Source organism: Amycolatopsis anabasis, from assembly GCF_009765355.1.
Lineage (GTDB): Bacteria > Actinomycetota > Actinomycetes > Mycobacteriales > Pseudonocardiaceae > Amycolatopsis > Amycolatopsis anabasis.
The window spans coordinates 72,478-95,499 of record NZ_VTHK01000035.1 but is presented as its reverse complement, the minus strand read 5'-3'; the positions used below and the strand labels follow the sequence as shown (position 1 = coordinate 95,499).

The following is a 23,022-nucleotide window of genomic DNA, read 5'->3' as shown; positions in this document are numbered from 1 at the left end:
AGTCACCTTCACACCATAACCAACGACCACGCCATAATTGAGTTACGCATCAATAACCGCCTGAACACTCACGACCCACCCAACTCGGCGACCGCTTGCGCACCTCGTCCCGGCCCGCGAGAGGCGGCACTTTGGCGGGAAAGCGCCGCCGAGTACCCGAAAGCGCACGCTTTGGGGTGGCGCGGTACGAACGCGCCATCCGGGCCGGGGTTGCCGGACACCGTGGTCGTGAGCGGCTAGGCCGGTTAGAACCGGCCGGAACACTCACGACATCAGGTTTTCTCCAGGTACTCCGCGCGGTCGGCGTCCACGACCTCGGACACCATGTGCGCGAGGCCGAGGTGGGTGCCCAGCGCGGGGTCCTCGGCCACGATCGCCTGCGCGACCTCGCGCGCATCGGCGATCAGTTCCTCGTCCCGCAGCAGCGAAAGCAGCTTGAGCCCGGACCGCTTGCCCGACTGCGCCGCGCCCAGAATGTCGCCTTCCCGCCGCAGTTCCAGGTCGAGCCGGGACAGTTCGAAACCGTCCGTTGTGGACTCCACCGCGGCGAGCCGCTCCCGGGTCGCGGTGCCGTCCAGCGCCTCGGTGACCAGCAGGCAGATCCCGGGCACGTCACCGCGCCCGACCCGGCCGCGCAGCTGGTGCAACTGGCTCACCCCGAACCGCTCCGCGTCCATGATCACCATCGCGGTGGCGTTCGGCACGTTCACGCCGACCTCGATCACCGTGGTGGCCACCAGCACGTCGAGTTTCGCGTCGGCGAAGGCGCGCATCACCGCGTCCTTCTCGTCGCTGGGCAGGCGGCCGTGCAGGACACCGACCCGCAAGCCGGACAGCGGCCCGGCCTCCAGTTCCGGCGCCACCTCCAGCACCGCGAGCGCCGGTCGCTGGTCACCCTGGTTCTTCGCGGGCTCGTCACCGATGCGCGGGCACACCACGTACGCCTGGTGCCCCTTGCCGACCTCCTCGACGATCCGCTGCCACACCCGGTCCAGCCAGGCCGGTTTCTCCGCGACCGGCACCACGGTCGTGGAAATCGGCGACCGGCCCACCGGCATCTCGCGCAGCGACGAGGTCTCCAGGTCGCCGTACACGGTCATCGCCACCGTGCGGGGAATCGGCGTCGCCGTCATCACCAGGACGTGCGGGCTGGTGAAGTCCCGGCCGCGAGAACGCAAGGCATCGCGCTGTTCGACGCCGAATCGGTGTTGTTCGTCAACCACAACGAAACCGAGATCGGCGAAAGAGACCGTATCCTGTATCAGCGCGTGCGTGCCGACCACGATGCCGGCGGCGCCACTGGCAGCGTCCAGCAGGGCCTGGCGCCGTTCTTTAGCCGGCATCGACCCGGTCAGCAGGGTGAGCTTGGTGGCGTTCTCGGCGCCACCAAGCTCACCCGCCTGACCGAGCTCCCCCAGCATCTCGCGCAGCGACCGGGCATGTTGCGCCGCCAGCACCTCGGTGGGCGCCAGCAGCGCCGCCTGCCGCCCGGAGTCGACCACCTGGAGCATCGCCCGCAACGCGACGACCGTCTTCCCGCTGCCGACCTCGCCCTGCAGCAGCCGGTTCATCGGATGCTCGACGGCGAGGTCCGCGGCGATCTTCGCGCCGACCTCGCGCTGCCCGGCGGTGAGCTCGAACGGCAGCCGCCCGTCGAACGCCTCCAGGATGCCGCCCGCCTTGGGCGGGCAGGCCGGGGCGGGCCGGGACACCGCGGAGTACCGGCGCTGGGCGAAGATCAGCTGCACGGCCATCGCCTCGTCCCATTTGAGGCGTTCGCGGGCGAACTCCAGCGACTCCCAGCTCGCCGGGCGGTGGATGTTGTGCAGCGCGTCGAAGAGGTCGGACAGCCCGCGCCGCGCCAGCAGCTCGGGCGGCATCGGCTCGTCCTCCCGGTCCAGGACGTCCAGCACCTGCTGCACGCACCGGCCGATCGACCAGGACGGCATCCCGGCGGCGGCCGGGTAGACCGGAATGATCTTCCCGGCGAACTCGTCCACTGTGGACATACCGGCGTTCTCGTCGATCAGTTCGTACTCGGGGTTCTGCAGCTGGAGCGTGCGCCGGAAGGCGTTCACCTTGCCCGCGAACAACCCGGTCTTCCCCGGCTTGAGCTCGTTCGCCCGCCAGGCCTGGTTGAAGAAAGCGCAGGTCAGCTTCCGGTAGCCGTCGGTGATGGTGACCTCGAGGATGCTGCCCCGGCGGGCGCGCATGGTGCGCTTGCTGACCGATTCGACCCGGGCCATCACGGTGGCGTGCTCGCCCAGCTCGAGCCCGGCGATATCGGTCAGCTCGCCGCGCTCGGCGTACCGGCGGGGGTAGTGGCGCAGCAGATCGCCGACCGTCTCGATCTTCAGCGACTCCGCCAGCGCCTTCGCCGATTTCGCGCCGAGCACCGGAGTCAGCGGGTCGCGCAGTACAGCCATGTCCTCTATTCCACCCCGATCAGCAGCACGGCGTCGGTCTGGCCGCTGGGATAGCTCGTGAGCTCCACCTCCGGATGCTCCACGCGCAACCGCTCGGCGAGGTCGTGGTCGATTTCGGCCGGGGCCCCCACCCCGGTCAGCACGGTCACCAGCTCACCCCCGACCGCCAGCATCCGGTTCAACACGTTCATCGCGGCGGCGACCAGATTAGTCTCCGATGCCGGGGCGGGTTCGATGAGCACCACCTCGCCGTCCACCAGACCGATCACGTCCCCGGTGTGCGCCCGGCCCACCCAGGTGATCGAATCCTCCTGCGCGACAAGGAGTTCCCCGCGCCGGGTCGCCGCGGCCGCCTCGGCCATCGCCACCACGTCGTCGTTGGTGCGGCGGTCCTTGTCGTGCACGGCCAGCGCGGCGAGCACCTGCACCGGGGAGGCGCACGGGATCACCACGACATCCCGGTCGCCGATCATCGCGTGGCCCGCGGCGGCGTCCGCGGCGGCGGTCAGCTCCACCCCGCCGGGCAGCACGGTGACCTGGCCGGCGGCCGTTTCGGTGATCAGGCCGAGCATCTCCTCCACGCTGGGCGTCTCCCCGGCGGGGACCGCGAGCACGGCCACCCCCTCCGCGCGCAGCAGTTCGGCGAGCGCGTCGCCGTGCACCACGGCGACGACCGTCCGATCGGCCGCGGCCGCGGGCTCCAGCGGCGTCGGGGTGATCAGCGGCTCGACCCGGATCCGGTGCGGGCGGCCGATCTCGATCCCGGCCTCGATGGCGGCGCCGATATCCGCGCAGTGCACGTGGACGGCGTGCCCACCGGCCCCGTCCCCGGCCACGGTCACGCTGTCCCCGAGCCCGCTCAGCACCTTCCGGAGGCCGGGCAGCGCCCGCTCCTCGGCGCCGCTGAGCAGGTACATGACCTCCCAGGCGTAGGGCGCGGGCATCCCTTCGACCGGGGTGACCTCGACCCCGGCCTCGCAGGAGTGCGAAGGCTCGGTCGCGGTGCCGGTGATCACTCCGGCGAGCGCGTCCAGCACGGCGACCAGGCCGCGGCCCCCGGCGTCGACCACCCCGGCGCTGGCCAGCACGGGCAGCTGCTGCGGGGTGTGCTCGAGGGCTTCGGCGGCCGCCGAGGCCGCGGTCGTGGCGACCTCGCCGAGGTTCCCCTTCCCCGCGCCGACCGCGGTGGCGGCCGCGTGCAGCACGGTCAGGATGGTGCCGGACACCGGCCGGGCGACCGCGCCGGTGGCCACCACGTCGGCGTGCACGAGCGCCGCGGCGAGCGCGGGGCCGTCGAGGGTCTTCGCGTCCTGCGCGGCCTCGGCGAGCCCGCGCAGGACCTGGGAGAGGATCACCCCGGAGTTGCCGCGCGCCGCGGCGACCGCCCCGCGGGCCAGCAGGCCGAGCGCCTCCCCGGCGCCCTCGGCCCCGGCCGCCAGCTCGTCCCGGGCGCCGGTCATGGTGTGCAGGAGGTTGGAGCCGGTGTCGGAGTCGGCGACCGGGTAGACGTTGATGCCGTTGATCGCCGGGCGCAGCACGTCGAGGCTGTGCACGCAGGCCGAAGCCCACGTGGTCACCGCCGCCGCATCCAGCTCGTGCACCCGCTGACCTCCTCCGTGGTTCCGCCCACCGTATCCACCCGGTGCGACACTCCTCGAAAGCAGTAGTTACTATGTTCCGAGTGCCCGGAGCTTTCGGGCCGTGATGTGTCTTCCCTGATCCAAAGGAGTTCGACGTGGCTGCCGTGTGCGACGTCTGTGGCAAGGGACCCGGCTTCGGCAAGTCGGTCTCGCACTCCCACCGGCGTACCAACCGCCGGTGGAACCCGAACATCCAGACCGTGCACGCCAAGGTCGGTCTGTCCCAGCGTAAGCGCCTGAACGTGTGCACCTCGTGCATCAAGGCGGGCAAGGTCGTCCGCGGCTGAAGCGCGGTTGAGGGCGGCGAGTGCTCGCGGAGAGCGCTCGCCGTTTTTGCGCTTCAGGTGTTTTCTGGGGGCCGAGCCCCCAGACCCCAGCCAGGGGGCAAGCCCCCTGGACCCCCGGGGGTTGCCGGGTGGAGCGAGGGAACCGAGTGCCGGGGGTCGTGAGTGTTCCGGCCGGTTCTAACCGGCCCAAACACTCACGACTCGTCGGTCAGGGGAGTTTCCAGTCGATGGGGGCGGCGCCCTGCTGGGTGAGGAGCTGGTTGGTCCGGCTGAACGGGCGGGAGCCGAAGAAGCCGTTGTGCGCCGACATCGGGCTCGGGTGCACCGATTCGATGCACGGCACGCCGCCGAGCAGCGGCTTGAGGCGGCGCGCGTTGCTGCCCCACAGGATCGCGACCAGCGGCCCGCCGCGCTCGGCGAGGGCCTTGATCGCCTGTTCGGTGACCTCTTCCCAGCCCTTGCCCTGGTGCGAGTTCGGCTGCCGCGGCCGCACGGTGAGCGCCCGGTTGAGCAGCAGCACACCCTGCTCGGTCCACGGTGTGAGGTCGCCGTTCGACGGCAGCGGGTGGCCCAGGTCGTCGTGGTACTCCTGGAAGATGTTGATCAGGCTCTTCGGCAGCGGCCGCACGTCCGGCGCCACGGCGAAGGAGAGGCCGATCGGGTGCCCGGGCGTCGGGTACGGATCCTGGCCGACGATCAGGACGCGCACGTCCGCGAACGGCTGCTGGAAGGCGCGCAGCACGTTCTCCCCCGAGGGAAGGTAGGTGCGCCCGGCCGCGACCTCCGCGCGCAGGAACTCCCCCATGGCGGTGATCCGCGCGGCGACGGGGGCGAGGGCTTCCGCCCATCCGGCTTCGACAACTTCGGGCAAGGGGCGTCCTGTCACGCCCAGTGACTTTAGCCCTGCCCGTCCAGGCGGCGGAGGTCGGTGCGGAATCGGACGGCGCGCTCGACGTAGCCGTCCACCACGGTCTTGATCATGTCCGGCCCGAAGGACGTGTTCGGCCGGGTTTTCGCGGGCACGCCGAGCGCGATGTGCCCGGCGGGGACGTGCGCTTCGTAGGACAGCACCGCGCCCGCGCCGACCATGCCGCCGTCCTCGATCACCGATCCGTTGAGGACCACCGAACCGGACGCGATCAGGCAGCCGGTGCCGATCGTCGCGCCTTCGATGTGCACCGAATGCCCGACCGCGGACGACGGCCCGAGGATCGTCGGATGCCGCTGGGTGCAGTGCACCACGCACCCGTCCTGGATGTTCGACCGCTCGCCCAGCTCGATGTACCCGTGGTCCCCGCGCAGCACGGTCTGCGGCCACACCGACGCGTGCGCGGCGATCCGCACGTCCCCGATCACGGTCGCGTCGGGATGCACGTATGCGTCCGGGTGGATGCTGGGCTCCAGGTCGCCGAGCGCGTAGATCGCCATGGATCCTCCTGTGGAAAGGCCTCGAACTCAGCCCGCGCTGAGGTCCTTCGCGAAGCAGCGGCTTTCCGGTTCGTTCTTGTAGTACCCGAACTTCGGAATCTCGTGGTAGCCCGAAGAACGGTACAGCGCGAGCGCCTCCGGCTGTTTCGTCCCGGTCTCCAGCACCGCCCGGATCCGCCCGGCGGCGACCGCGGTGCGTTCCAGTTCGGCCAGCACCCCGCGGGCGAAACCCTTGCCCCGCGCGGATTTCACCACGTACATCCGCTTCAGCTCGGCGTCCCCGGGCCGGAAGTCGGGGGCCGGGCCGTCGTGCGCGCGCCAGCCGCCGCAGGCGACCGGGACGTCGTCGAGGTAGCCCACCACGAACAGCCCCCGCGGCGCGGCGAACTGCTCGACGTCGATCGGCGTCTCGTCGGGATCGCCGTAGCGCAGCACGTATTCCTGCTGCACCTCGGCGATCAGCTTCACCGCGTCCGGATCGTCGTAGGGCACCACGCGAATGTCCATACGCGGCAGCCTAAGCGGTTACCGCCAGTGCTCCCAGCCGCTTTCTCCCGCATACGGCTTGCCGTCCACGGTGACACCGGATTCCGGCATGGTCACCGAACCGATCCGGGCCCAGCCTTCGGGCAGGTCCGCGAACGGCGGGAAGGTGGCGGCGAGCGCGTGGTCCTCGCCGCCGGTGAGCACCCACTTCAGGGGATCGGCGCCGAGCGCGGTCCCGACCTCGACGAGCCGCTGGTGCACCGGGATCCGGTCGGTGTGCACGTCGATGCCGACCTCGGAGGCCGCCGCGATGTGCCCGAGATCGGCCAGCAGGCCGTCCGAGACGTCGATCATCGAGGTCGCCCCGGCCGCGGCGGCGCTCGGACCCGCGGAGTACGGCGGTTCGGGGACCCGCTGCGCGTTCACCACGCTGACCGGCGACCGGAATCCCCGGCCGAGCACGGCCAGACCCGCGGCGGCCCAGCCGAGCTTCCCGCACACCGCGACGATGTCCCCGGGTCGCGCGCCCGAGCGGGTCACCGGGTTCAGCCCGCGCAGATCGCCGAGCGCCGTGATGCTCACCACGAGCTGATCGGCGCGCACCAGGTCACCGCCGACCACGCCGACGCCGACCCGGCCCGCTTCGGCCCACATCCCGTCGACGAGTTCGGTGATCAGTGACGCCTTGGTGTCGGCCGGGCAGGCCAATCCGATGAGGACCGAGGTGGGGGCCGCGCCCATCGCGGCGAGATCGGCGAGGTTCACCGCGATCGCCTTGCGCCCGACGTGCTCTGGTGTAGACCAGTCCAGCCGGAAGTGCACACCCTGCACGAGCACGTCCTTGGTGGCGACCACCCGGCCGTCCGGCGCCGCGACCACCGCAGCGTCGTCACCCGGCCCGAGCAGGGTGCTGCGCGGTTGTTTCCGGTTCTCGGTGATCGCGCGAATCAGCCCGAATTCCCCGAAACCGGCAACCGTGTCCTCGTCGGGTCTGCCCTGCGGTGACACCCGTCACCTCCATCCTGTCGTACCTGCACTTCAGCTCGACCCCCGATTGTCGGATGGCCTATGTTTTTCCGTACTGCGGTAAGTTGCTGTGCACCGTTCCCACCTGAATAGAACACCGATCCGATCGATCCAGACGAAGGGGCGCGCCGTGGTCCACGCATACATCCTCATCCAGACCGAGGTCGGTAAGGCGGCGGCGGTGGCGGCCGAGATCAGCGGGATCCCCGGCGTCACCAGTTCGGAGGACGTCACCGGGCCCTACGACGTGATCGTGCGCGCCGCGGCGGACAATGTGGACCAGCTGGGCCAGCTCGTGGTCGCGAAGGTGCAGAACGTGGAGGGCATCACGCGCACGCTGACCTGCCCGGTCGTCCATCTTTGAAGCGTGCTGTAGTGGACGGGTGGCTGACTCCGAAACCGAAACCGGCGCGCCGCCCCGGACCCTGATCATCATCGCCGCGGCCCTCGCGGTCGCACTGGCCGTCGCGGTGGCCGTATTCGGCCTCGTCACGGGCTCGTCCGATTCCGCGGACAACAGCGCGCCCAAGGCGGGCGGACCGCTGCCGCTGGTGCCGGTGCCCGCCCCGCAGGCGGGCGCCCCGGCGTGCACCACGCTGCTCGGGGCGCTGCCCGCCGAACTGCTGTCGAACGGCGCGAAGCTCGCGCGCCGGGAGCTGGCGAACCCCGCCCCACCGGCCACGGTGGCCTGGGGCGACGCCAATCCGATCGTGCTGCGCTGCGGCCTCGACCGGCCGCCGGAGCTGAACCCGTCCTCCCCGCTGCGGCTGATCGACGGGGTGAAGTGGCTGGTGGTTCCCGGCGAAGGCACGTCGACCTGGTACGTGGTGGACCGGGAGGTCTACGCCGCGCTGACCGTGCCGGACAACGCCGGGACCGGGCCGCTGCAGGACGTTTCCGCGACGATCAGCAAGAACCTCGGCGTCCAGCCCCTGCGCTTCGGCTGACCCCGGCCGACCGGCGAACCGGGGTCGTGAGGGTTTGACCGGTCAGAACCGGCCTAGCCACTCACCACCCAGCGTGGGTCAGCGGAGGCCGGTGCCTCGGGCGATGGCGGTCTCGATGAGGGTGGACAGCAGGGTCGGGTAGTCGACGCCGGTGACCGTCCACATCTTCGGGTAGGCCGAGGTCGAGGTGAAGCCGGGCATCGTGTTGACCTCGTTGATCGTCAGCTCGCCGTCCGCGCCGACGAAGAAGTCGACCCGGGCCAGCCCCTGACCGTCCAGCGCGCCGAACGCCTTGACCGCCATCGCGCGCAGCCGCTCGGTGACCACGTCGTCCAGCTTCGCCGGGATGTCGAGTTCGGCCGCTTCGCCGAGGTACTTGGTCTCGAAGTCGTACCAGGCGCTCTCGTCCTCGTCGAGTACCCGGATCTCGGCCGGGAGCGAAGCCTCGACGCGGCCGTCCGGGAATTCCAGCACGCCGCATTCGATCTCGCGGCCGACGACCGCCGCCTCGACGAGCACCTTGGGGTCGGTCTCGCGGGCCAGCGCGATCGCGGCGTCCAGATCGGACCAGTCGGTGACCTTGCTGATCCCGATCGACGACCCGGCGCGGGCCGGTTTGACGAACACCGGCAGCCCGAGCCGCTCCCGGTCCGCTTCCTCCAAAGTAGACTGTCCACGCCGGATGGTCGCGTAGTTGCCGACCGGAAGTCCTTCCGCGGCAAGGAGTTTCTTCGCGTACTCCTTGTCCATCGCGGTGGCGCTGGCGAGCACACCCGCCCCGACGTACGGGATCCCGGCGAGTTCGAGCAGGCCCTGGATGGTGCCGTCCTCACCGAAAGCGCCGTGCAGCACCGGGAACACCACGTCCACGGCGGACAGCGCCTCGACTTCCCGGCCGGGCTGCAGGGAAACCACCTGCCGGCTGGTCGGATCGCCCGCGAGCACGAGCGACTTCCCCTCGGTCACCGACGGCAGTTCGCTGCCGCGGATCTCCAGCGCCTTCGGATCGCTGGTGCCGAGCACCCAGCCGCCTTGCGGGGTGATGCCGATCGGGACGACCTCGAACCGATCGCGGTCCAGGTTCGCCAGCACGCTGCCCGCCGATACGCAGGAGATCGTGTGCTCGGTGCTCCGGCCGCCGAACACGACTGCCACTCGCGTTTTGGGAGTGCTCATGACGGGTCACCCTACCGGCTGTTGACGAAGCAGCTCGACGAGTGCTTCCAGCGAGCCGTGCAGCGCCTCCCGGGAACACCCCGCGTAGCCGATGGCGACCCCGAACGCGCTCGGTGTTCCGGCGAAATGCCTGGCCAGGCCGTCGAGCCGGATGCCGAGGGCCGCGGCCCGGGCCAGCCGGTCGGCCTCCACCTCCGCCGAGCGGAACCGCACCACGAGATGCGCGCCCGCGTCGTCGCCGGTGACCCGGACGTGGCCGTCGCGCAACGCGGACACCAGCAGCGAACGGCGCTCGGACAGCTCGCGGCGCAGTTTGCGCAGGTGCCGCCCGAGATCGCCGTGCCGCGCCAGTTCGACCAGCACCCGCTGCCCGGCGGGCGAGGGCCGGGTGCCGGTGCGCTCCCGGTAGTCCAGCACGGCCGAGGTCACCGAGGGCGGCGCGACCATCCAGCCGGCGCCCAGCGTCGGGGTGAGGATCTTGCTGGTGGTGCCCAGGTGCACGACCACGTCCGGGGCGAGCGCGGCGAGCAGTGGCAGCGGTGCCACGTCGAAGCGCAGCTCACCGTCGTAGTCGTCCTCGATGATCAGCATGTCCTCCGCGCGCGCCCGCTCGATCAGCTCGACCCGGCGCGACGCGCTCATCCGGCTGCCCATCGGGTACTGGTGGGCGGGCGAGCAGTACACCGCCCGCGCACCGCGCGGCACCGCGTCCGGGCGCATCCCCTGGTCGTCCACCCCGGCCCCGACGACCCGGATCCCGGCGCAGCTGAACGCCTGCACCGCCCGCTGGTAGCCGGGCTCCTCCACGGCGACCACGTCCCCCGGCGCGAACACCGCGCTCGCGAGTTCCACGACCGCGGCCGTGGTGCCGCCGGTGGCCAGCACCGAATCGGTTCCAACGGCCAGGCCGCGATGCCGCAGCAGGTGCTCGCCGATCGCCGCCCGGTAGGCGGGCAGGCCCGCGCGGTGCGCCCGGGTCTGCGGCGGGGTGTCCGCGGCGGCCCGCCACGCGCGGCGCCAGGCGGCCCGGTCCAGACCTTCCGCCCACGGCGTGCCGGGGGTGAGGTCGAGGCGTTCGGCGGGCTCGAGGTCCGCGCCGGAGACGGTGCCGTGGGCGGGCCGGTCACCGGGTGGCGAGGTGGTCACGTAGGTGCCCGAGCCGTGCCTGCCCGCGATCCAGCCTTCGGCGTGCAGTTGCTCGTAGGCGGCCGAGGTGACCGTGCGGCTCACCCCGAGCCGGTCGGCGAGCGCACGGGTCGAGGGCAGCCGGTCGCCGCCGCGCAGGTGCCCGGTCGACGCCGATTCGCGCAACGCGTCGGCGAGCTGGACGGCGAGCGGCACGCCGGATTCCCGGTCGAGGGTGACCGGCAGCGCGGTATCGGGGTGGGACACGTCCGACCTCGGGTTCATCGACGAAGTGGCCCTTTGGATCATAAGCTAATTGGCCATTTAACCATGCCACTGGGCTGTTGCACGCTGAAGCCATGACTTCGCTCGCACCCCTGTCCCCCACCCCGCGGAGCACGCTGACCCGCAAGAAGAACCGCGCCGCGACCGACCGCGCGGCGCTGTACGAGGTGCTCGACGAGGCCCTCATCTGCCACCTCGGGCTGGTGCTCGACGGTTCGCCGGTGGTGCTGCCGACCGGGTACGGCCGGGACGGGGACACCCTGTACGTCCACGGTTCCACGGGCGCGCAAAGCATGCGGGCGGGCGCGAACGGGATCGACGTCTGCGTCACGGTGACGCTGGTGGACGGGATCGTCTACGCGCGCTCGATCAACAACCACTCGATGAACTACCGCAGCGCCGTGGTGCACGGGCAGGCGCGCCCGGTGACCGACGCGGACGAGAAGATGCACGCGCTGCACGTGCTCACCGATCATCTGGCGCCCGGTTCGTGGGAGCACGCCCGGGAAGTCAACGCGAAGGAGTTCGCGTCGGTGTCGGTGCTCGCGCTGGATCTCGCCGAGGCTTCGGTCAAGATCCGCGCCGGGGACGCGGTCGACGATCCCGAGGACGTGGAGAACGGCACCGCCTGGGCGGGCGTGCTCCCGGTGCGCACGGTGTACGGCGAACCCGTTTCCGCCGGCTACCTCCCCGGCGACGTGCCCGTCCCGGAACACGTGCTGAAGCGGTCGTGAGTGTTCGGGCCGGTTAGAACCGCCGGAACACTCACGATGCCCCGGTAAACCGGTGGCCGCGCGGAAGTCCGGCACGGCATGCTCCACGTCATGCGCTCATTCGTCTACAACATCGCCTTCGACTGCGCGGATACCTTCGCGCTGGCGCGGTTCTGGAGCCAGGTCACCGGGCAGCCGATCGCCGAATGCGACCACGAGGAAGCCGTGATCGAGCTGCCGGGCGGGCTGAACCTCTTCTTCCAGCGGGTTCCCGAACCGAAGAACGGGAAGAACCGGATGCACGTGTGCCTGCGCCCCGAACAGGCGCGGGAGGCGGAGGTCGACCGGCTCCTCGGACTCGGCGCGACCCTGGTCGCCGACCACCGGGAGCCGGACGGCACCGGCTGGGCCGTGCTCGGCGACCCGGAGGGCAACGAGTTCTGCGTCCTGCGTGAGACGATCGGCCGGGGTTCCGCCTAGTCGCGAACCGGACCGGCCACGGGGTCGAGGTGGTACGGGCGCATCGCGCGGCCGCCGGTGCGGTAGACGTGCACGCTGATCGCCGGGTCCGGGCCCTCGTTGCGGACCTGGTGCACGTACCCGGGCCCGAAGACGCGGGACTGCCCGGTGGTCAGCGAGTGCAGCTCGGTCACCGCGCGGCCGTCCGGCGCGCGGCGGGCGACGGTCTCCCGCAGCAGGCCGCTGACCACGGTGAAGGCCCCGGTCGACGAGGCGTGGTCGTGCAGATCGGTCTCCTGCCCCGGCAGCCAGCTCATCAACCAGGTCTCCTGCTCGCCATCGGTGTCGATGAGCGCGGAGAACCGCTGGTCGGGGTCGTAACGCAGCAGGTGGCGCCAGCGGTCGCGGTCGGCGGCGAATTCGAGCGCGACGCGGACCGGGTGACGCAGGACGGGCCTTTCGGCCAGGGCAACGGTGTTGTCCGGAACGGCGAACATGAAGATGTGTCCTCAAGACTTGAGAAGTGAGCTGTCGGTCGGGTGGAACGGGCTGGGTTCACCGACAACACGGACACAGCGCGCGACAGGCCGAGCGAGAGTCGACGAGACCCCGCACAGACGGCACTTCGCGCGTGAACATGACACCCACCGAACCAGGACCCCGGCCCACCGTCAACCGGTTCCACCCAATGGACTGCTAGGACCACTCGTGTTTCTGGGAGCGGCCCAGGAGTTCCGCGCCGAGGTGGCGCGGGTCACCACCCTCGTGGCACACCCGGTGCATGGCGTCGGTGATCGGCATGTCCACCCCGTGCGTCCGGGCCAGTTCCCGGATCGACGAGCAGGACTTCACCCCCTCGGCCACCTGCCCGCCCGCCGCGCGCTGGGCTTCTTCGACGGTTTCGCCCCGGCCGAGCCGTTCGCCGAACGTCCGGTTCCGCGAAAGCGGTGACGAACAGGTCGCCACCAGGTCGCCGACCCCGGCCAGCCCGGCGAAGGTCAGCGGATCGGCGCCCAGTTTCGCCCCGAGCCGGGCCATCTCGGCCAGCCCGCGGGTGATCAGGGTCGCCATGGTGTTCGCGCCGAACCCGAGCCCGGCGGCCATCCCGCAGCTCAGCGCGATCACGTTCTTGCAGGCGCCGCCCAGCTCGCACCCGACCACGTCGGTGTTGGTGTACGGCCGGAAGTACCGGGTGAAACTCGCGGTCTGGATCGCCACCGCGCGCTCGTGGTCCGCGCACGCGACCACGGCCGCCGCGGGCTGGCCGTGGGCGATCTCGCGGGCCAGGTTCGGCCCGGTCACCACCACGATCTCGCCCTCCGGCGCCCCGGCGATCTCGGCGATCACCTCGCTCATCCGCTTGAGCGTGCCCAGTTCGACGCCCTTGGCCAGGCTGACCAGGATCGCCTCGCGCGGCAGCAGGCCGCGCCAGGCGGTCAGGTTCGCGCGCAGGCTCTGGCTCGGCACCGCGAGCACCACGGCCTCGGCGCCGGCGAGCGCCTCGCCCGGATCCGCGGTCGCGGTGATCCGGTCCGGCAGCCGCACCTCGGGCAGGTAACCGGAATTGACGTGCCGCTCCCGGATCTCTTCGGCGACCTCGCTCCGGCGCGCCCAGACGGTGACGTCCCGGCCCGCGTCGGCGAGCACCTTGGCGAACGCGGTGCCCCAGGACCCCGCGCCGAGCACGGTCACGCGCTGCACGCCCATTACTTGTCGTCCCTGGCGCTGGGGCGCTCGTCCTTGGCCGGGGGCTGCTCGCCCCGGATCTCGGCCAGCAGCTCGGTCACCCGGTCCATCAGCAGTTCGGTGGTCTCGCGCAGCACCGCGCTGCTCTGCTGCTTCTTCTTCAGATCGGTGAGGTCGATCGGCTCGCCGACCAGGTGCACCACGCTCTTGCGCGGGAACGGCCGGAACTTCTTCGCGTAGCCGTCCAGGATGAAGTTCGAACCCCACCGCGCGATCGGGATGACCGGCACGTCGTTCTCCAGCGCCAGCCGCGCCGCGCCGGTGTAGGACCGCTTGGGCCAGCCCTTCGGATCCTTGGTGATGGTGCCCTCCGGGTAGATCACCACGATCTTGCCGTCCCGCAGCGCCTGGTGCGCCGCCCGCAGGCTGTCCCCCGCGGCGGCCGAACCGCGGTACACCGGGATCGTCCCGGCGCCGCTGGCGATCTTGCCGAAGATCGGCGCCTCGTTGACGCTGACCTTGGCCAGGAAGTGCGGCACCCGCTTGTTGCGGTGCACGAACACCGCGTCCACCGCCGGGTCGAGGTGCGAGACGTGGTTGAGCACCAGCAACGCCCCGCCCGCGCGGGGAATCCGCTCCGCGTGGCGGTAGTCACGCCTGCCGATCCAGGTCAACGGGTAGAACAGCACCGCGGCGACTCCGACCCAGAAACCGCCCTTCTCACGACCGGCCAAAACTCCTCCTCGACTCGCTTTGCCCCCGGTGATCCTGCCGCGCGGGCCCGTCGAAGGTAAACCAAGGGTGCCTTCCACCCCCTCGGCGGCGATTTCGGGAAGGATGGAGGCGTGGGCACCGAGGTTGACCTGGTCGTTCCGTTGAAGCCGCCGCAGGTGGGCAAGTCCCGGCTGCGGGGCGCGCTCGGCTGCGCGCCGGACGACGACACGCATGCCGCGCTCGTGCTGGCGATCGCCGCGGACACCCTCGCCGCGGCACGCGCGGCCGCCCGCGTGCGCCGGGTGCTGGTGGTGGCGGTGGACCCGCAAGCGCTTGCGGGGCTCGCCGAACTGGAGGTCGAGATCGTCCGCCAGCCGGGCGGGGGCGGGTTGAACGCCGCGTACCGGCACGGCGCCGAACTGCTCCGCGCGGACGATCCCAGCGTGGTGATCGGCGCGCTCCAAGCCGACGTGCCCGCGCTGCGGCCCGCCGAACTGGACGCCGCGCTGCGGGACGCGGACGGCCGCCGCGCGTTCGTCGCCGACCGGCCGGGCACCGGAACGACCCTGCTGCTGTCCGCCGCGGGCGGCTCGCTCGAACCGCGGTTCGGCGTCGGCTCCGCCTACGCGCACGCCGAATCGGGAGCGCGGCCGATCGAACTCGAGGTGCCCTCCCTGCGCGAGGACGTGGACACCGCCGACGATCTCGCGCACGCGGCCGCACTCGGCCTCGGGAAGCACACGACGGCACTCGTCGAAGATCGTTGTCTGGCCCGTTGACCTGCGCAGGTCCGGCCGGGGGAATTAACCGGTCCGCCTCACACGGTATGCGCATCCCGGCGGTCGGTGAGGAACAATGGAGGTCGTGAGCGACGACGAGAGCACCACTCCACCCACGGCCCCGCCCCCCGCCGATCGCGGGCGTGCGGCGGTCACCTCACGCCGGAACGGGCTCGGGCAGAACTCCCGGGCCACCGAAGGTGGTTCGGCGACTCGGCCGACCCAGGAGTTCCACGCCGTGCCGTCGGCTCCGCCCGCGGCGACCGTGGCCACGCCCCCACCTGGGGAGTCGCTGCCGGACGACCGGTACTTCAACCGCGAACTGTCCTGGCAGGACTTCAACGCCCGGGTGCTCGCGCTCGCCGAGGACACCTCGCTGCCGCTGCTGGAGCGCGCGAAGTTCCTCGCCATCTTCGCGTCCAATTTGGACGAGTTCTACATGGTCCGGGTCGCCGGGCTGAAGCGCCGCGACGAGACCGGCCTCTCGGTCCGCAGCGCCGACGGGCTCACCCCGCGCGAGCAACTGGAATACATCGCCAAGCGCAACCAGGACCTGGTCGAGCGGCACACCGGCGCGTTCGAACTGCACCTGCGGCCCGCGCTGGCCGAAGTGGGCATCCGGATCGTGAGCTGGTCCGATCTGGATGATCCGGACAAGCTGCGCCTGTCCAACTACTTCAGCGAGCAGATCTTCCCGGTGCTCACCCCGCTCGCGGTCGACCCGGCGCACCCGTTCCCCTACATCTCCGGGCTTTCGCTCAACCTGGCCGTCACCGTCCGGGACCCGGAGGGCGGCACCGAACGGTTCGCCCGGGTGAAGGTGCCCAACAACGTGCCCCGGCTGATCCGCGTCGAACAGCAGCGGGACAACCGGCAGGCCACCTTCCTCCCGCTGGAGGAGCTGATCGCGGCCCACCTCGGCGAGCTGTTCACCGGGATGGAGGTCACCGAGCACCACGCGTTCCGGGTGACCCGCAACGCCGACTTCGAGGTCGAGGAGGACCGCGACGAGGACCTGCTGCAGGCGCTCGAACGCGAACTCGCCCAGCGCCGCTTCGGGCCGCCGGTCCGGCTCGAGGTCGCGCAGGACATGAGCGAGCACATGCTCGAACTGCTGCTGCGGGAGCTCGAGGTCGATCCGCACGACGTGGTCGAGGTGCCCGGCCTGCTCGATCTGACCTGCCTGCACCAGCTGTCCGGTGTGGACCGCAAGGAACTCAAGTACCCCCCTTTCGTGCCCGCCACCCATCCGGCCTTCGGTGAGCGGGAGACCCCCAAGAGCGTGTTCGCCACCCTGCGCGAGGGGGACGTGCTGGTCCACCACCCGTACGACTCGTTCTCCACGAGCGTGCAGCGGTTCGTGGAGCAGGCCGCGGCCGACGACAAGGTGCTCGCGATCAAGCAGACGCTGTACCGCACCTCGGGCGACTCGCCCATCGTGGACGCGCTGATCGACGCGGCCGAAGCCGGGAAGCAGGTCGTCGCGCTGGTCGAGATCAAGGCACGCTTCGACGAGCAGGCCAACATCACCTGGGCCCGGACGCTGGAGCGGGCCGGGGTGCACGTGGTGTACGGGCTGGTCGGGCTGAAGACGCACTGCAAGGTGGCGATGGTGGTGCGCCAGGAGGGGTCGATGATCCGGCGCTACTGCCACATCGGCACCGGCAACTACAACCCGAAGACCGCCCGGCTGTACGAGGACATGGGGCTGCTCACCGCCGACCCGACGATCGGCGCGGATCTCACCGATCTGTTCAACGTGCTCACCGGATACTCCCGTCAGGACACCTACCGCAACATCCTGACCTCGCCGCACGGCATCCGCCGCGGCATCCTGCGCTGCATCGCCGAAGAGATCGAGCACGCCGGGGCGGGCCGTCCGGCCGGGATCCGCGTCAAGTGCAATTCGCTGGTGGACGAGCAGATCATCGACGCGCTGTACCACGCGTCCGGCGCCGGGGTGCCGGTTGACGTGGTGGTGCGCGGGATCTGCTCGCTCAAACCGGGCGTGCGCGGGCTCAGCGACAACATCCGGGTGCGCTCGATCCTCGGCCGGTTCCTGGAGCACTCGCGGGTCTTCCACTTCCGCGGCGGCGACTCGTACTGGATCGGCAGCGCGGACATGATGCACCGCAACCTCGACCGGCGGATCGAGGCGCTGGTCCGGGTGAAGGATCCGAAGCTCGCCGGGCAGCTGGACGAGGTGCTCGATTCCGCGCTCGACCCGCGGACCCGGTGCTGGGTGCTCACCTCCACCGGTGAGTGGGCGCCCTCGCCCGCGGAAGGCTCCGAGGTGCGCGATCACCAGCACGTGCTCGTGGAAAGGCACGGGGCGAGCGGGTGAGCGGTACTCCTCCGATTCCCGAGATCCTGGCGGGCGGGGCGGCCCTGTGGCGCCAGGGCGAAGGCGGCCTCGAGGTCGCGGTGGTGCACCGGCCGCGGTACGACGACTGGTCCCTGCCCAAGGGCAAGGTCGACCGCGGCGAGACCATCCAGGCCGCGGCCGTCCGCGAAGTCCGGGAGGAGACCGGCTTCTCCTGCGTGCTCGGGCGGCACCTGCGCGTGGTCCGCTACCCGGTGCCCGCGCGGCGCGGGGGCGGCACGGTCGGCAAGGCCGTGCACTACTTCAGCGCGCGGGCCACCGGCGGCGAGTTCACGCCGAATGACGAAGTGGACGCGCTGCGTTGGCTTTCCCCGGCCGAGGCCGAGGCGCTGCTCACCCATCCGGCCGATGTGGACGTGCTGCGCACGTTCTGCGCCCTGCCCGCGGAGCTGACCACGATCCTGCTCGTCCGGCACGCCAAGGCCGGTAAACGCGAGGACTGGAACTCCGACGACGATCTGCGCCCGCTCGCCGAGGCCGGTTTCCGGCAGGCCGAGGCGTTGCGCCGGCTGACCCGGCTGTTCGGTCCGGACCGGGTGCTCGCGGCCCCGCGCCTGCGGTGCGTCCAGACCGTGCAGGGCGTCGCCGAGGATCTCGGCGGGGAGGTCCGGCACGAACCCCTGCTGGCCGAGGAGGGGTACTGGGCGGATCCGGTGCTCGGGCTGGCCCGGCTGCTCGCGATCGTCACCGATGGCGGCACGCCGCTGATCTGCAGTCAGGGCGCGGTCATCCCGGACATCGTCGCCCAGCTCGCCGACCGGGACGGCGTGGAGTTGCCGGGGGCCGCGACGAAGAACGGCAAGGTGGCGTGCAAGAAGGGCTCGCTGTGGCTGCTCTCGTTCCGGCCGGCGACCGATCGGGACGGTCCGCGGCTGGTCGACGCGGACTATTTCGCCACCGCGCTCCCGGCTCCGGAGCCCGCCCGATCCTGAGTGTGAGCTGAGAGCGGGCGCGGACAGCAGACGGATGACAGCAGGCTGACAGCGCCCACTGGTCTACTTAAGTTGCGTCCACGTCGCGGGGGGATGCGCCGGTCTAGGGGTGCGGCGCATCCTGATCCGCGGCGGGCGCGGCAGCCCTCTCGGAAGGCAGTCCGTCGAGCAATGCCTGTATCTCGGCGGCGCGGGGATCCTTCAGGGAGCGGCATGTCGCCAGGGCTTCGCGCCAGAAAGTTCGGGCCGCGGTGGTCCTGCCGGACGTGCTCATCACGCGGCCGAGCGTGATGAGCACGTCCGCTGCGCCGTAGTCGGCGCCCAGCTCGCGCATCTGCGCCAGCCCGCGCAGGCCGTACTCCTCCGCGGCCTGGTAATCGCCCATCCCCTCGGTGGCCTCGGCGAGATTGCCCAGCGCGAGCGCCGAGTGGTACCGGTCGTTCATCTCGATGAAGGTCTCGTGCGCGACCCGCGCGTGCTCGGCCGCCTCCGCGTACTTCCCGAGCCCGATGCAACTGGCGCTGAGGTTGACCGACGCGTGGGCGACGTAGTTCGTCTGCCCGTGCGCCCGGGCGCTGCGCAACGCGCGCGACCCATACTCCCGGGCCTGCTCGTACTCCTTAAGTAGGTAGTGCGCGCCGGCGATGTTGCTCAGCAGGCCGGCGGTGAGCGTGCTGCCGCCCATCTCGGCCGAGGCGCGCATCCCGTCCTCCAGCGCGCGCCGGCCGTCCGCGATGCGCGAACTCACCAGATACACGGTGCCCAGGTTCATCGCCGCGTACTGCTGGGCCAGCAGGTCGTCGCCTTCCCGGGTCATCTCGACCGCGAGCCGGGCGGTGTCCATCCAGTCGTCCCGATCGTGGCGCTGCGCGAAGAACCCGCGCAGCAGCCAGGCCAGCTGCCAGGTCTGCCGGACCCAGCCCAAGTTGGCGAGCGAGTTGATCAGGGCGACGAGCGACGAACGTTCGTCGACGTACCACGCCATCGCCTCGGCGAGATCGGCGAAGGTGACCTCGGGCCCGGGCATCGGCGGCAGCACGATGTCCTCGGTGAGCAGATCCGCGCGGACGAACCGGGTCGCCTCGGCCACCACGCACAGGTACCAGTCGACGAGCCGGCGGAACGCGCCGCGCCGGACCGTTTCCGGATCCTCGCGCTCGCTGAGTTCCGCCGCGTAGACCCGGAGCAGATCGTGGAACTGGTACCGATCCGGCTGGGGCTGGTTGAGCAAATGCACCGCGGCAAGCTGATCCAGCAGCAGGCCCGCCTCCTGCACGGTCCGGCCGGACATCGCCGCCGCGGCCGTGCGGCTGATGTCCAGTCCGGGATAGAGGCCGAGCAGCCGGAACATGCTCGCGGCCGCCGGGCGCAACGCCTTGTAGGACCACGAGAACGCGGCCCGCAGATCGGTGCCGGTGTCCTGCGGGTCGCGCAGCGCGTCCAGCCGCAGGCGCTGGTCCCGCAGTTCGTCCACGACCTCCGAGATGGACATGTCGGAAAACCGGGACGCGCGTTCGCCCGCGAGCGCCAGCGCGAGTGGCAGCCGGCCGCACAGTTCGGTCAGCTCCGCCGCGGCGGCCGGTTCGGCGGCGAGGCGGCCGCGGCCGACGCTGCCCGCGAGCAACGCGTTCGCGTCGTTCTGGTCGAAGGAGCGCAGGGTCAGCCGGTGCGCGCCCTCACGCGCCACCAGACCGCGCAACTGGCTGCGGCTGGTGACTATCACCAGGTTGCCCGATCCGGGCAGCAGCGGCCGGATCTGGCTCGCGCCGTAGGCGTTGTCCAGCAGTAACAGCATCGCCGACCGGGCGAGCCGGCTGCGCAGCATCGCCGATCGTTCCTCCACTGTGGAGGGTATGGAGTCGGCCGGCACGCCGACCGCGCGCAGGAACGTGTCCAGCGCCGCGTCCGGCGTGACCGGGGTCCGGTCGGAGTGCCCGCGCATGTCCAGGAACAACTGCCCGTCGGGGAACCGGTCCTGCACCGAATGGGCCCAGTGCACCGCGAGCGAGGTCTTGCCGACGCCCGCGGTCCCCTCGATGACCACGATCGCCGTGGAGTTGCCCGGGTGATCGGCCAGGAACCCGTCCAGCTCGCGGAGTTCGGCCTGCCGCCCGGTGAATCGCGCGATGTCGAACGGCAGTTGCCGGGGCCGCGGCTGCCCGGCGGCCGCCGGGGCGGACCGTTCGTCGTGCGCGCCCAGCAGCTTCAGATGCAGCTCACGCAGCCGCGCGTTCGGCTCCACGCCGAGTTCTTCGGCGAGCAACTCGCGAAGCCGGGCATAGGTGGCGAGTGCCTCGGCGCTGCGCCCGGCGCGCGCCTGAACGACGATGAGGCGTTCCCACAGGGATTCGCGGAGGGGATAGCGGGCGGTGAGTTCGGTCAGCTCACCGGCCAGATCGGCGTCGTCGCGCCGGCCGGTGTCCAGATCGATTCGCCGTTCCACGGCGAGCAGGAATCGTTCGCCCAGCAACGGCGCCCATTGTTCGGCGAGCGCGGCGGACGGAACGGATTCGAGCGGACGGCCGTTCCACAACGAAAGCGCCTCGGCGAGGATCGCCCGTTCGGCCGAAGGATCCTCCTGCCCGGCGGCCTTGTCGAGGAGCCGGAGGAACCGCAGCGCGTCAACGCGATCGCGTTCGATGGTGAGCCGGTAGCCCTCGGGTTCGGTGGCCACGGCCTGTTCGCCGATGTGGCGGCGCAGGCGCATCACGTAGGTGTGCAGGCTGCCCCGGACGCGCGCGGGAAGCTGCTCGCCCCATACGCACCGGGCCAGGGCATCGATGGATACGAGGCGCCCGGCGGACAGCGCCAGTGTCGCCAGCAGTGCGCGCTGACGAGCGCTGGTCACTGTGACCGGCGCCCCGTCGACGGTGACCCGGAACGGGCCGAGAAGCCGGATCTCGATGGCGATCACCATACCCCCCAGTGCCTTTTCCGACAGCCTTGACCGGATTTACCGCAGGCCACGGACTTCCCCGTGCTCTTGTCCACCCCGTTGATCGCCCCCAACGTGCGGCAGGGCCCCGCGTACGACGACGCGGGGCCCTGCCGAGAAGTTGCTCGCTGCGAGGCTCGCTTACTTCTTCTTCTTGGCGGCGGCGGTGGTCTTCTTCGCCGTCGCCTTGGTCGCGGTCGCCTTCTTCGGCGCCGCCTTGGCGGTGGTCTTCTTCGCCGTGGTCGCCTTGGCCGCGGTCTTCGCCGCGGTCTTCGGCGCCGCCTTGGTCGCGGTCCGGGTCGCCGCCGCCCTCGTGGTGGTGCCGCGAGTGGTGGTGGCGCGGGTGCGCGTCGTGGTGCTCCGGGTCGCCGTCGGGCGGCTGGCGGTCGCCCGGGTGGCGGCGGCGCGGGTTCCGGTGCTCCGGGTGGTGGTGCTCCGGGACGTCGCGGTCGCGCGCTTCACGGCGGTGGCCTTCGGCAGCTTCTTCGAGCCGCTCACCACGTCCTTGAAGGTGGTGCCGGCCCGGAAGGCGGGCACGTTGGTCTTCTTGACCCGCACCGTCTCGCCGGTGCGCGGGTTACGCGCGGTACGGGCAGCGCGGGCGCGCTTCTCGAACACACCGAAGCCGGTGATGTTCACCTTCTCGCCCTTGTTGACCGTACGGATGATGATGTCGACGAGCCCGTCGACAGCTTCGGACGCGACCTTCTTGTCGCCCAAACGCTCGGAGAGCGCCTCGATCAGTTGGGCCTTGTTGGCCATTCCAGTCCTCCATGAAGAACTACTTGTTGCACGGCCACGTCGGCCGACTTGCGCACACGGTATTACCAATGCAGCACAAATTCCAAACGGCACGCGGAAATTTTCCTTGTCAGGGTGGGCGGTTCCGCCTCTTGAGGGACCCCCTGGGGGCCTTCCGGTGCCGTTCGGGCGCCTTCTCCACCGGCCTGGACCGGGTACGGATTCCCTTGCTGAGCAGGGAATCTTTTGCCTAGGAGGGGGTCGGTGAGGTGGTCACCGGCTTCCAGGAGGGCCGATCCGCCTCGAAGGAGTCGATCGCTGCGGCGTGTCGCAAGGTGAGAGCGATGTCATCGAGCCCCTCGAGGAGCCGCCAGCGGGTGTAGTCGTCGATCGCGAAGGGCGCGACGAAGTCCTTGGCCCGTACCGTCTTCGCCTCGAGGTCCACGGTGACCTCCGTGCCGGGGTCGTTCTCCAGCAGCTTCCACAGCAGTTCGACGTCCGACTGTTCGCACTGGGCGGCCAGCAGGCCCTGCTTGCCGGAGTTGCCCCGGAAGATGTCGGCGAACCGGGACGAGATGACCACCCGGAAGCCGTAGTTCATCAGCGCCCAGACGGCGTGCTCGCGCGAGGACCCGGTGCCGAAATCGGGCCCGGCGACCAGCACGCTGCCCGCCCGGAAGGGCTCCTGGTTCAGCACGAACTGCTCGTCACCGCGCCAGGCGGCGAACAGCCCGTCCTCGAAACCGGTGCGGCTGACCCGCTTGAGGTAGACGGCCGGGATGATCTGGTCAGTGTCCACGTTGGACCGGCGCAGGGGCACCCCGACGCCGGTGTGCTTGGTGAAGGGCTCCATG

22 protein-coding genes are annotated in these 23,022 nt (G+C 70.9%); 8 read left to right on the top strand and 14 right to left on the bottom strand.

Annotated elements, in window-relative coordinates:
- Positions 1-272: 272 nt before the first annotated feature.
- Positions 273-2,426, bottom strand: a complete 2,154-nt coding sequence (gene recG / locus FXO23_RS35000) for an ATP-dependent DNA helicase RecG (protein ID WP_158890252.1) — start codon at positions 2,424-2,426, stop codon at positions 273-275.
- Positions 2,427-2,431: 5 nt separating this feature from the next.
- Positions 2,432-4,027 carry a DAK2 domain-containing protein gene (locus tag FXO23_RS34995; protein WP_158890250.1) on the bottom strand — a complete coding sequence of 532 codons (1,596 nt, stop codon included), beginning with the start codon at positions 4,025-4,027 and terminating at the stop codon, positions 2,432-2,434.
- 134 nt (positions 4,028-4,161) lie between these two features.
- Here FXO23_RS34995 and rpmB point away from each other — a divergent pair, with 134 nt between their 5' ends.
- Positions 4,162-4,353 (top strand): 50S ribosomal protein L28, encoded by a 192-nt coding sequence (gene rpmB / locus FXO23_RS34990; protein WP_158890248.1) that lies wholly within the window; start codon positions 4,162-4,164, stop codon positions 4,351-4,353.
- Positions 4,354-4,561: 208 nt separating this feature from the next.
- Here the strand turns inward: rpmB and FXO23_RS34985 are convergent, their stop codons facing one another.
- The 4 genes from FXO23_RS34985 to FXO23_RS34970 are packed head-to-tail and all read right to left on the bottom strand — an operon-like array spanning position 4,562 to position 7,275.
- Entirely contained in the window at positions 4,562-5,239 is a 678-nt protein-coding gene (locus FXO23_RS34985) for a uracil-DNA glycosylase (protein ID WP_158890246.1), read from the bottom strand.
- Between the two features lie 11 nt (positions 5,240-5,250).
- A complete protein-coding gene (locus FXO23_RS34980; protein WP_158890244.1) occupies positions 5,251-5,781 on the bottom strand; it encodes a gamma carbonic anhydrase family protein in 531 nt (176 codons plus the stop codon).
- Between the two features lie 27 nt (positions 5,782-5,808).
- A complete protein-coding gene (locus tag FXO23_RS34975) occupies positions 5,809-6,288 on the bottom strand; it encodes a GNAT family N-acetyltransferase (protein WP_158890242.1) in 480 nt (159 codons plus the stop codon).
- An 18-nt stretch (positions 6,289-6,306) separates the two neighbouring features.
- Positions 6,307-7,275 (bottom strand): thiamine-phosphate kinase, encoded by a 969-nt coding sequence (locus tag FXO23_RS34970; protein ID WP_158890240.1) that lies wholly within the window; start codon positions 7,273-7,275, stop codon positions 6,307-6,309.
- A 148-nt stretch (positions 7,276-7,423) separates the two neighbouring features.
- Here FXO23_RS34970 and FXO23_RS34965 point away from each other — a divergent pair, with 148 nt between their 5' ends.
- Together FXO23_RS34965 and FXO23_RS34960 are read left to right on the top strand one after the other, a co-directional pair.
- A complete protein-coding gene (locus FXO23_RS34965) occupies positions 7,424-7,657 on the top strand; it encodes an Lrp/AsnC family transcriptional regulator (protein WP_158890238.1) in 234 nt (77 codons plus the stop codon).
- A 19-nt stretch (positions 7,658-7,676) separates the two neighbouring features.
- The gene (locus tag FXO23_RS34960) at positions 7,677-8,240 is read left to right on the top strand and encodes a DUF3515 domain-containing protein (protein WP_158890236.1); all 564 of its coding nucleotides are present in this window, start codon (positions 7,677-7,679) and stop codon (positions 8,238-8,240) included.
- Positions 8,241-8,318: 78 nt separating this feature from the next.
- Here the strand turns inward: FXO23_RS34960 and FXO23_RS34955 are convergent, their stop codons facing one another.
- Together FXO23_RS34955 and pdxR are read right to left on the bottom strand one after the other, a co-directional pair.
- Positions 8,319-9,416, bottom strand: coding sequence for a D-alanine--D-alanine ligase family protein (locus FXO23_RS34955; protein WP_158890234.1), 1,098 nt, complete (start codon positions 9,414-9,416; stop codon positions 8,319-8,321).
- Positions 9,417-9,422: 6 nt separating this feature from the next.
- Complete coding sequence (gene pdxR / locus FXO23_RS34950; protein WP_158890286.1) at positions 9,423-10,808, bottom strand: MocR-like pyridoxine biosynthesis transcription factor PdxR; 1,386 nt, start codon at positions 10,806-10,808, stop codon at positions 9,423-9,425.
- A gap of 92 nt (positions 10,809-10,900) precedes the next feature.
- Here pdxR and FXO23_RS34945 point away from each other — a divergent pair, with 92 nt between their 5' ends.
- On the top strand, positions 10,901-11,560 hold the full coding sequence (locus FXO23_RS34945) for a pyridoxamine 5'-phosphate oxidase family protein (protein ID WP_158890232.1): 660 nt from the start codon (positions 10,901-10,903) through the stop codon (positions 11,558-11,560).
- Between the two features lie 90 nt (positions 11,561-11,650).
- Positions 11,651-12,019: a VOC family protein gene (locus FXO23_RS34940; RefSeq protein ID WP_158890230.1), complete on the top strand. Its 369-nt coding sequence runs from the start codon at positions 11,651-11,653 to the stop codon at positions 12,017-12,019.
- Here the strand turns inward: FXO23_RS34940 and FXO23_RS34935 are convergent.
- The 3 genes from FXO23_RS34935 to FXO23_RS34925 form a co-directional block, all read right to left on the bottom strand.
- On the bottom strand, positions 12,016-12,495 hold the full coding sequence (locus tag FXO23_RS34935; protein ID WP_158890228.1) for a cysteine dioxygenase: 480 nt from the start codon (positions 12,493-12,495) through the stop codon (positions 12,016-12,018). The two genes, FXO23_RS34940 and FXO23_RS34935, sit on opposite strands and share 4 nt — an antisense overlap.
- Before the next feature lie 199 nt (positions 12,496-12,694).
- Positions 12,695-13,705: an NAD(P)H-dependent glycerol-3-phosphate dehydrogenase gene (locus FXO23_RS34930; protein ID WP_158890226.1), complete on the bottom strand. Its 1,011-nt coding sequence runs from the start codon at positions 13,703-13,705 to the stop codon at positions 12,695-12,697.
- The gene (locus tag FXO23_RS34925) at positions 13,705-14,418 is read right to left on the bottom strand and encodes a lysophospholipid acyltransferase family protein (protein ID WP_158890224.1); all 714 of its coding nucleotides are present in this window, start codon (positions 14,416-14,418) and stop codon (positions 13,705-13,707) included. Before FXO23_RS34925 ends, FXO23_RS34930 begins: the two co-directional genes overlap by 1 nt.
- A gap of 111 nt (positions 14,419-14,529) precedes the next feature.
- On the opposite strand from FXO23_RS34925, the gene cofC reads away from it, so the two are divergent.
- The 3 genes from cofC to FXO23_RS34910 all read left to right on the top strand — a co-directional run bounded on the left by cofC (position 14,530) and on the right by FXO23_RS34910 (position 18,492).
- Positions 14,530-15,177, top strand: a complete 648-nt coding sequence (gene cofC, locus FXO23_RS34920; RefSeq protein WP_158890222.1) for a 2-phospho-L-lactate guanylyltransferase — start codon at positions 14,530-14,532, stop codon at positions 15,175-15,177.
- Between the two features lie 76 nt (positions 15,178-15,253).
- Positions 15,254-17,521, top strand: coding sequence for an RNA degradosome polyphosphate kinase (locus FXO23_RS34915; RefSeq protein ID WP_158890220.1), 2,268 nt, complete (start codon positions 15,254-15,256; stop codon positions 17,519-17,521).
- Positions 17,518-18,492, top strand: coding sequence for an NUDIX hydrolase (locus FXO23_RS34910; RefSeq protein WP_246258210.1), 975 nt, complete (start codon positions 17,518-17,520; stop codon positions 18,490-18,492). The genes FXO23_RS34915 and FXO23_RS34910 overlap by 4 nt, the downstream gene beginning before the upstream one ends.
- A 103-nt stretch (positions 18,493-18,595) precedes the next feature.
- Here FXO23_RS34910 and FXO23_RS34905 read toward each other — a convergent pair whose 3' ends face one another.
- From FXO23_RS34905 to leuD, 3 genes are all read right to left on the bottom strand, one after another.
- Positions 18,596-21,409 (bottom strand): AfsR/SARP family transcriptional regulator, encoded by a 2,814-nt coding sequence (locus FXO23_RS34905; RefSeq protein ID WP_158890218.1) that lies wholly within the window; start codon positions 21,407-21,409, stop codon positions 18,596-18,598.
- A 159-nt stretch (positions 21,410-21,568) separates the two neighbouring features.
- On the bottom strand, positions 21,569-22,189 hold the full coding sequence (locus tag FXO23_RS34900; protein ID WP_158890216.1) for an HU family DNA-binding protein: 621 nt from the start codon (positions 22,187-22,189) through the stop codon (positions 21,569-21,571).
- Positions 22,190-22,418: 229 nt separating this feature from the next.
- Complete coding sequence (leuD, locus tag FXO23_RS34895) at positions 22,419-23,021, bottom strand: 3-isopropylmalate dehydratase small subunit (RefSeq protein ID WP_158890214.1); 603 nt, start codon at positions 23,019-23,021, stop codon at positions 22,419-22,421.
- Position 23,022 lies beyond the last annotated feature (1 nt).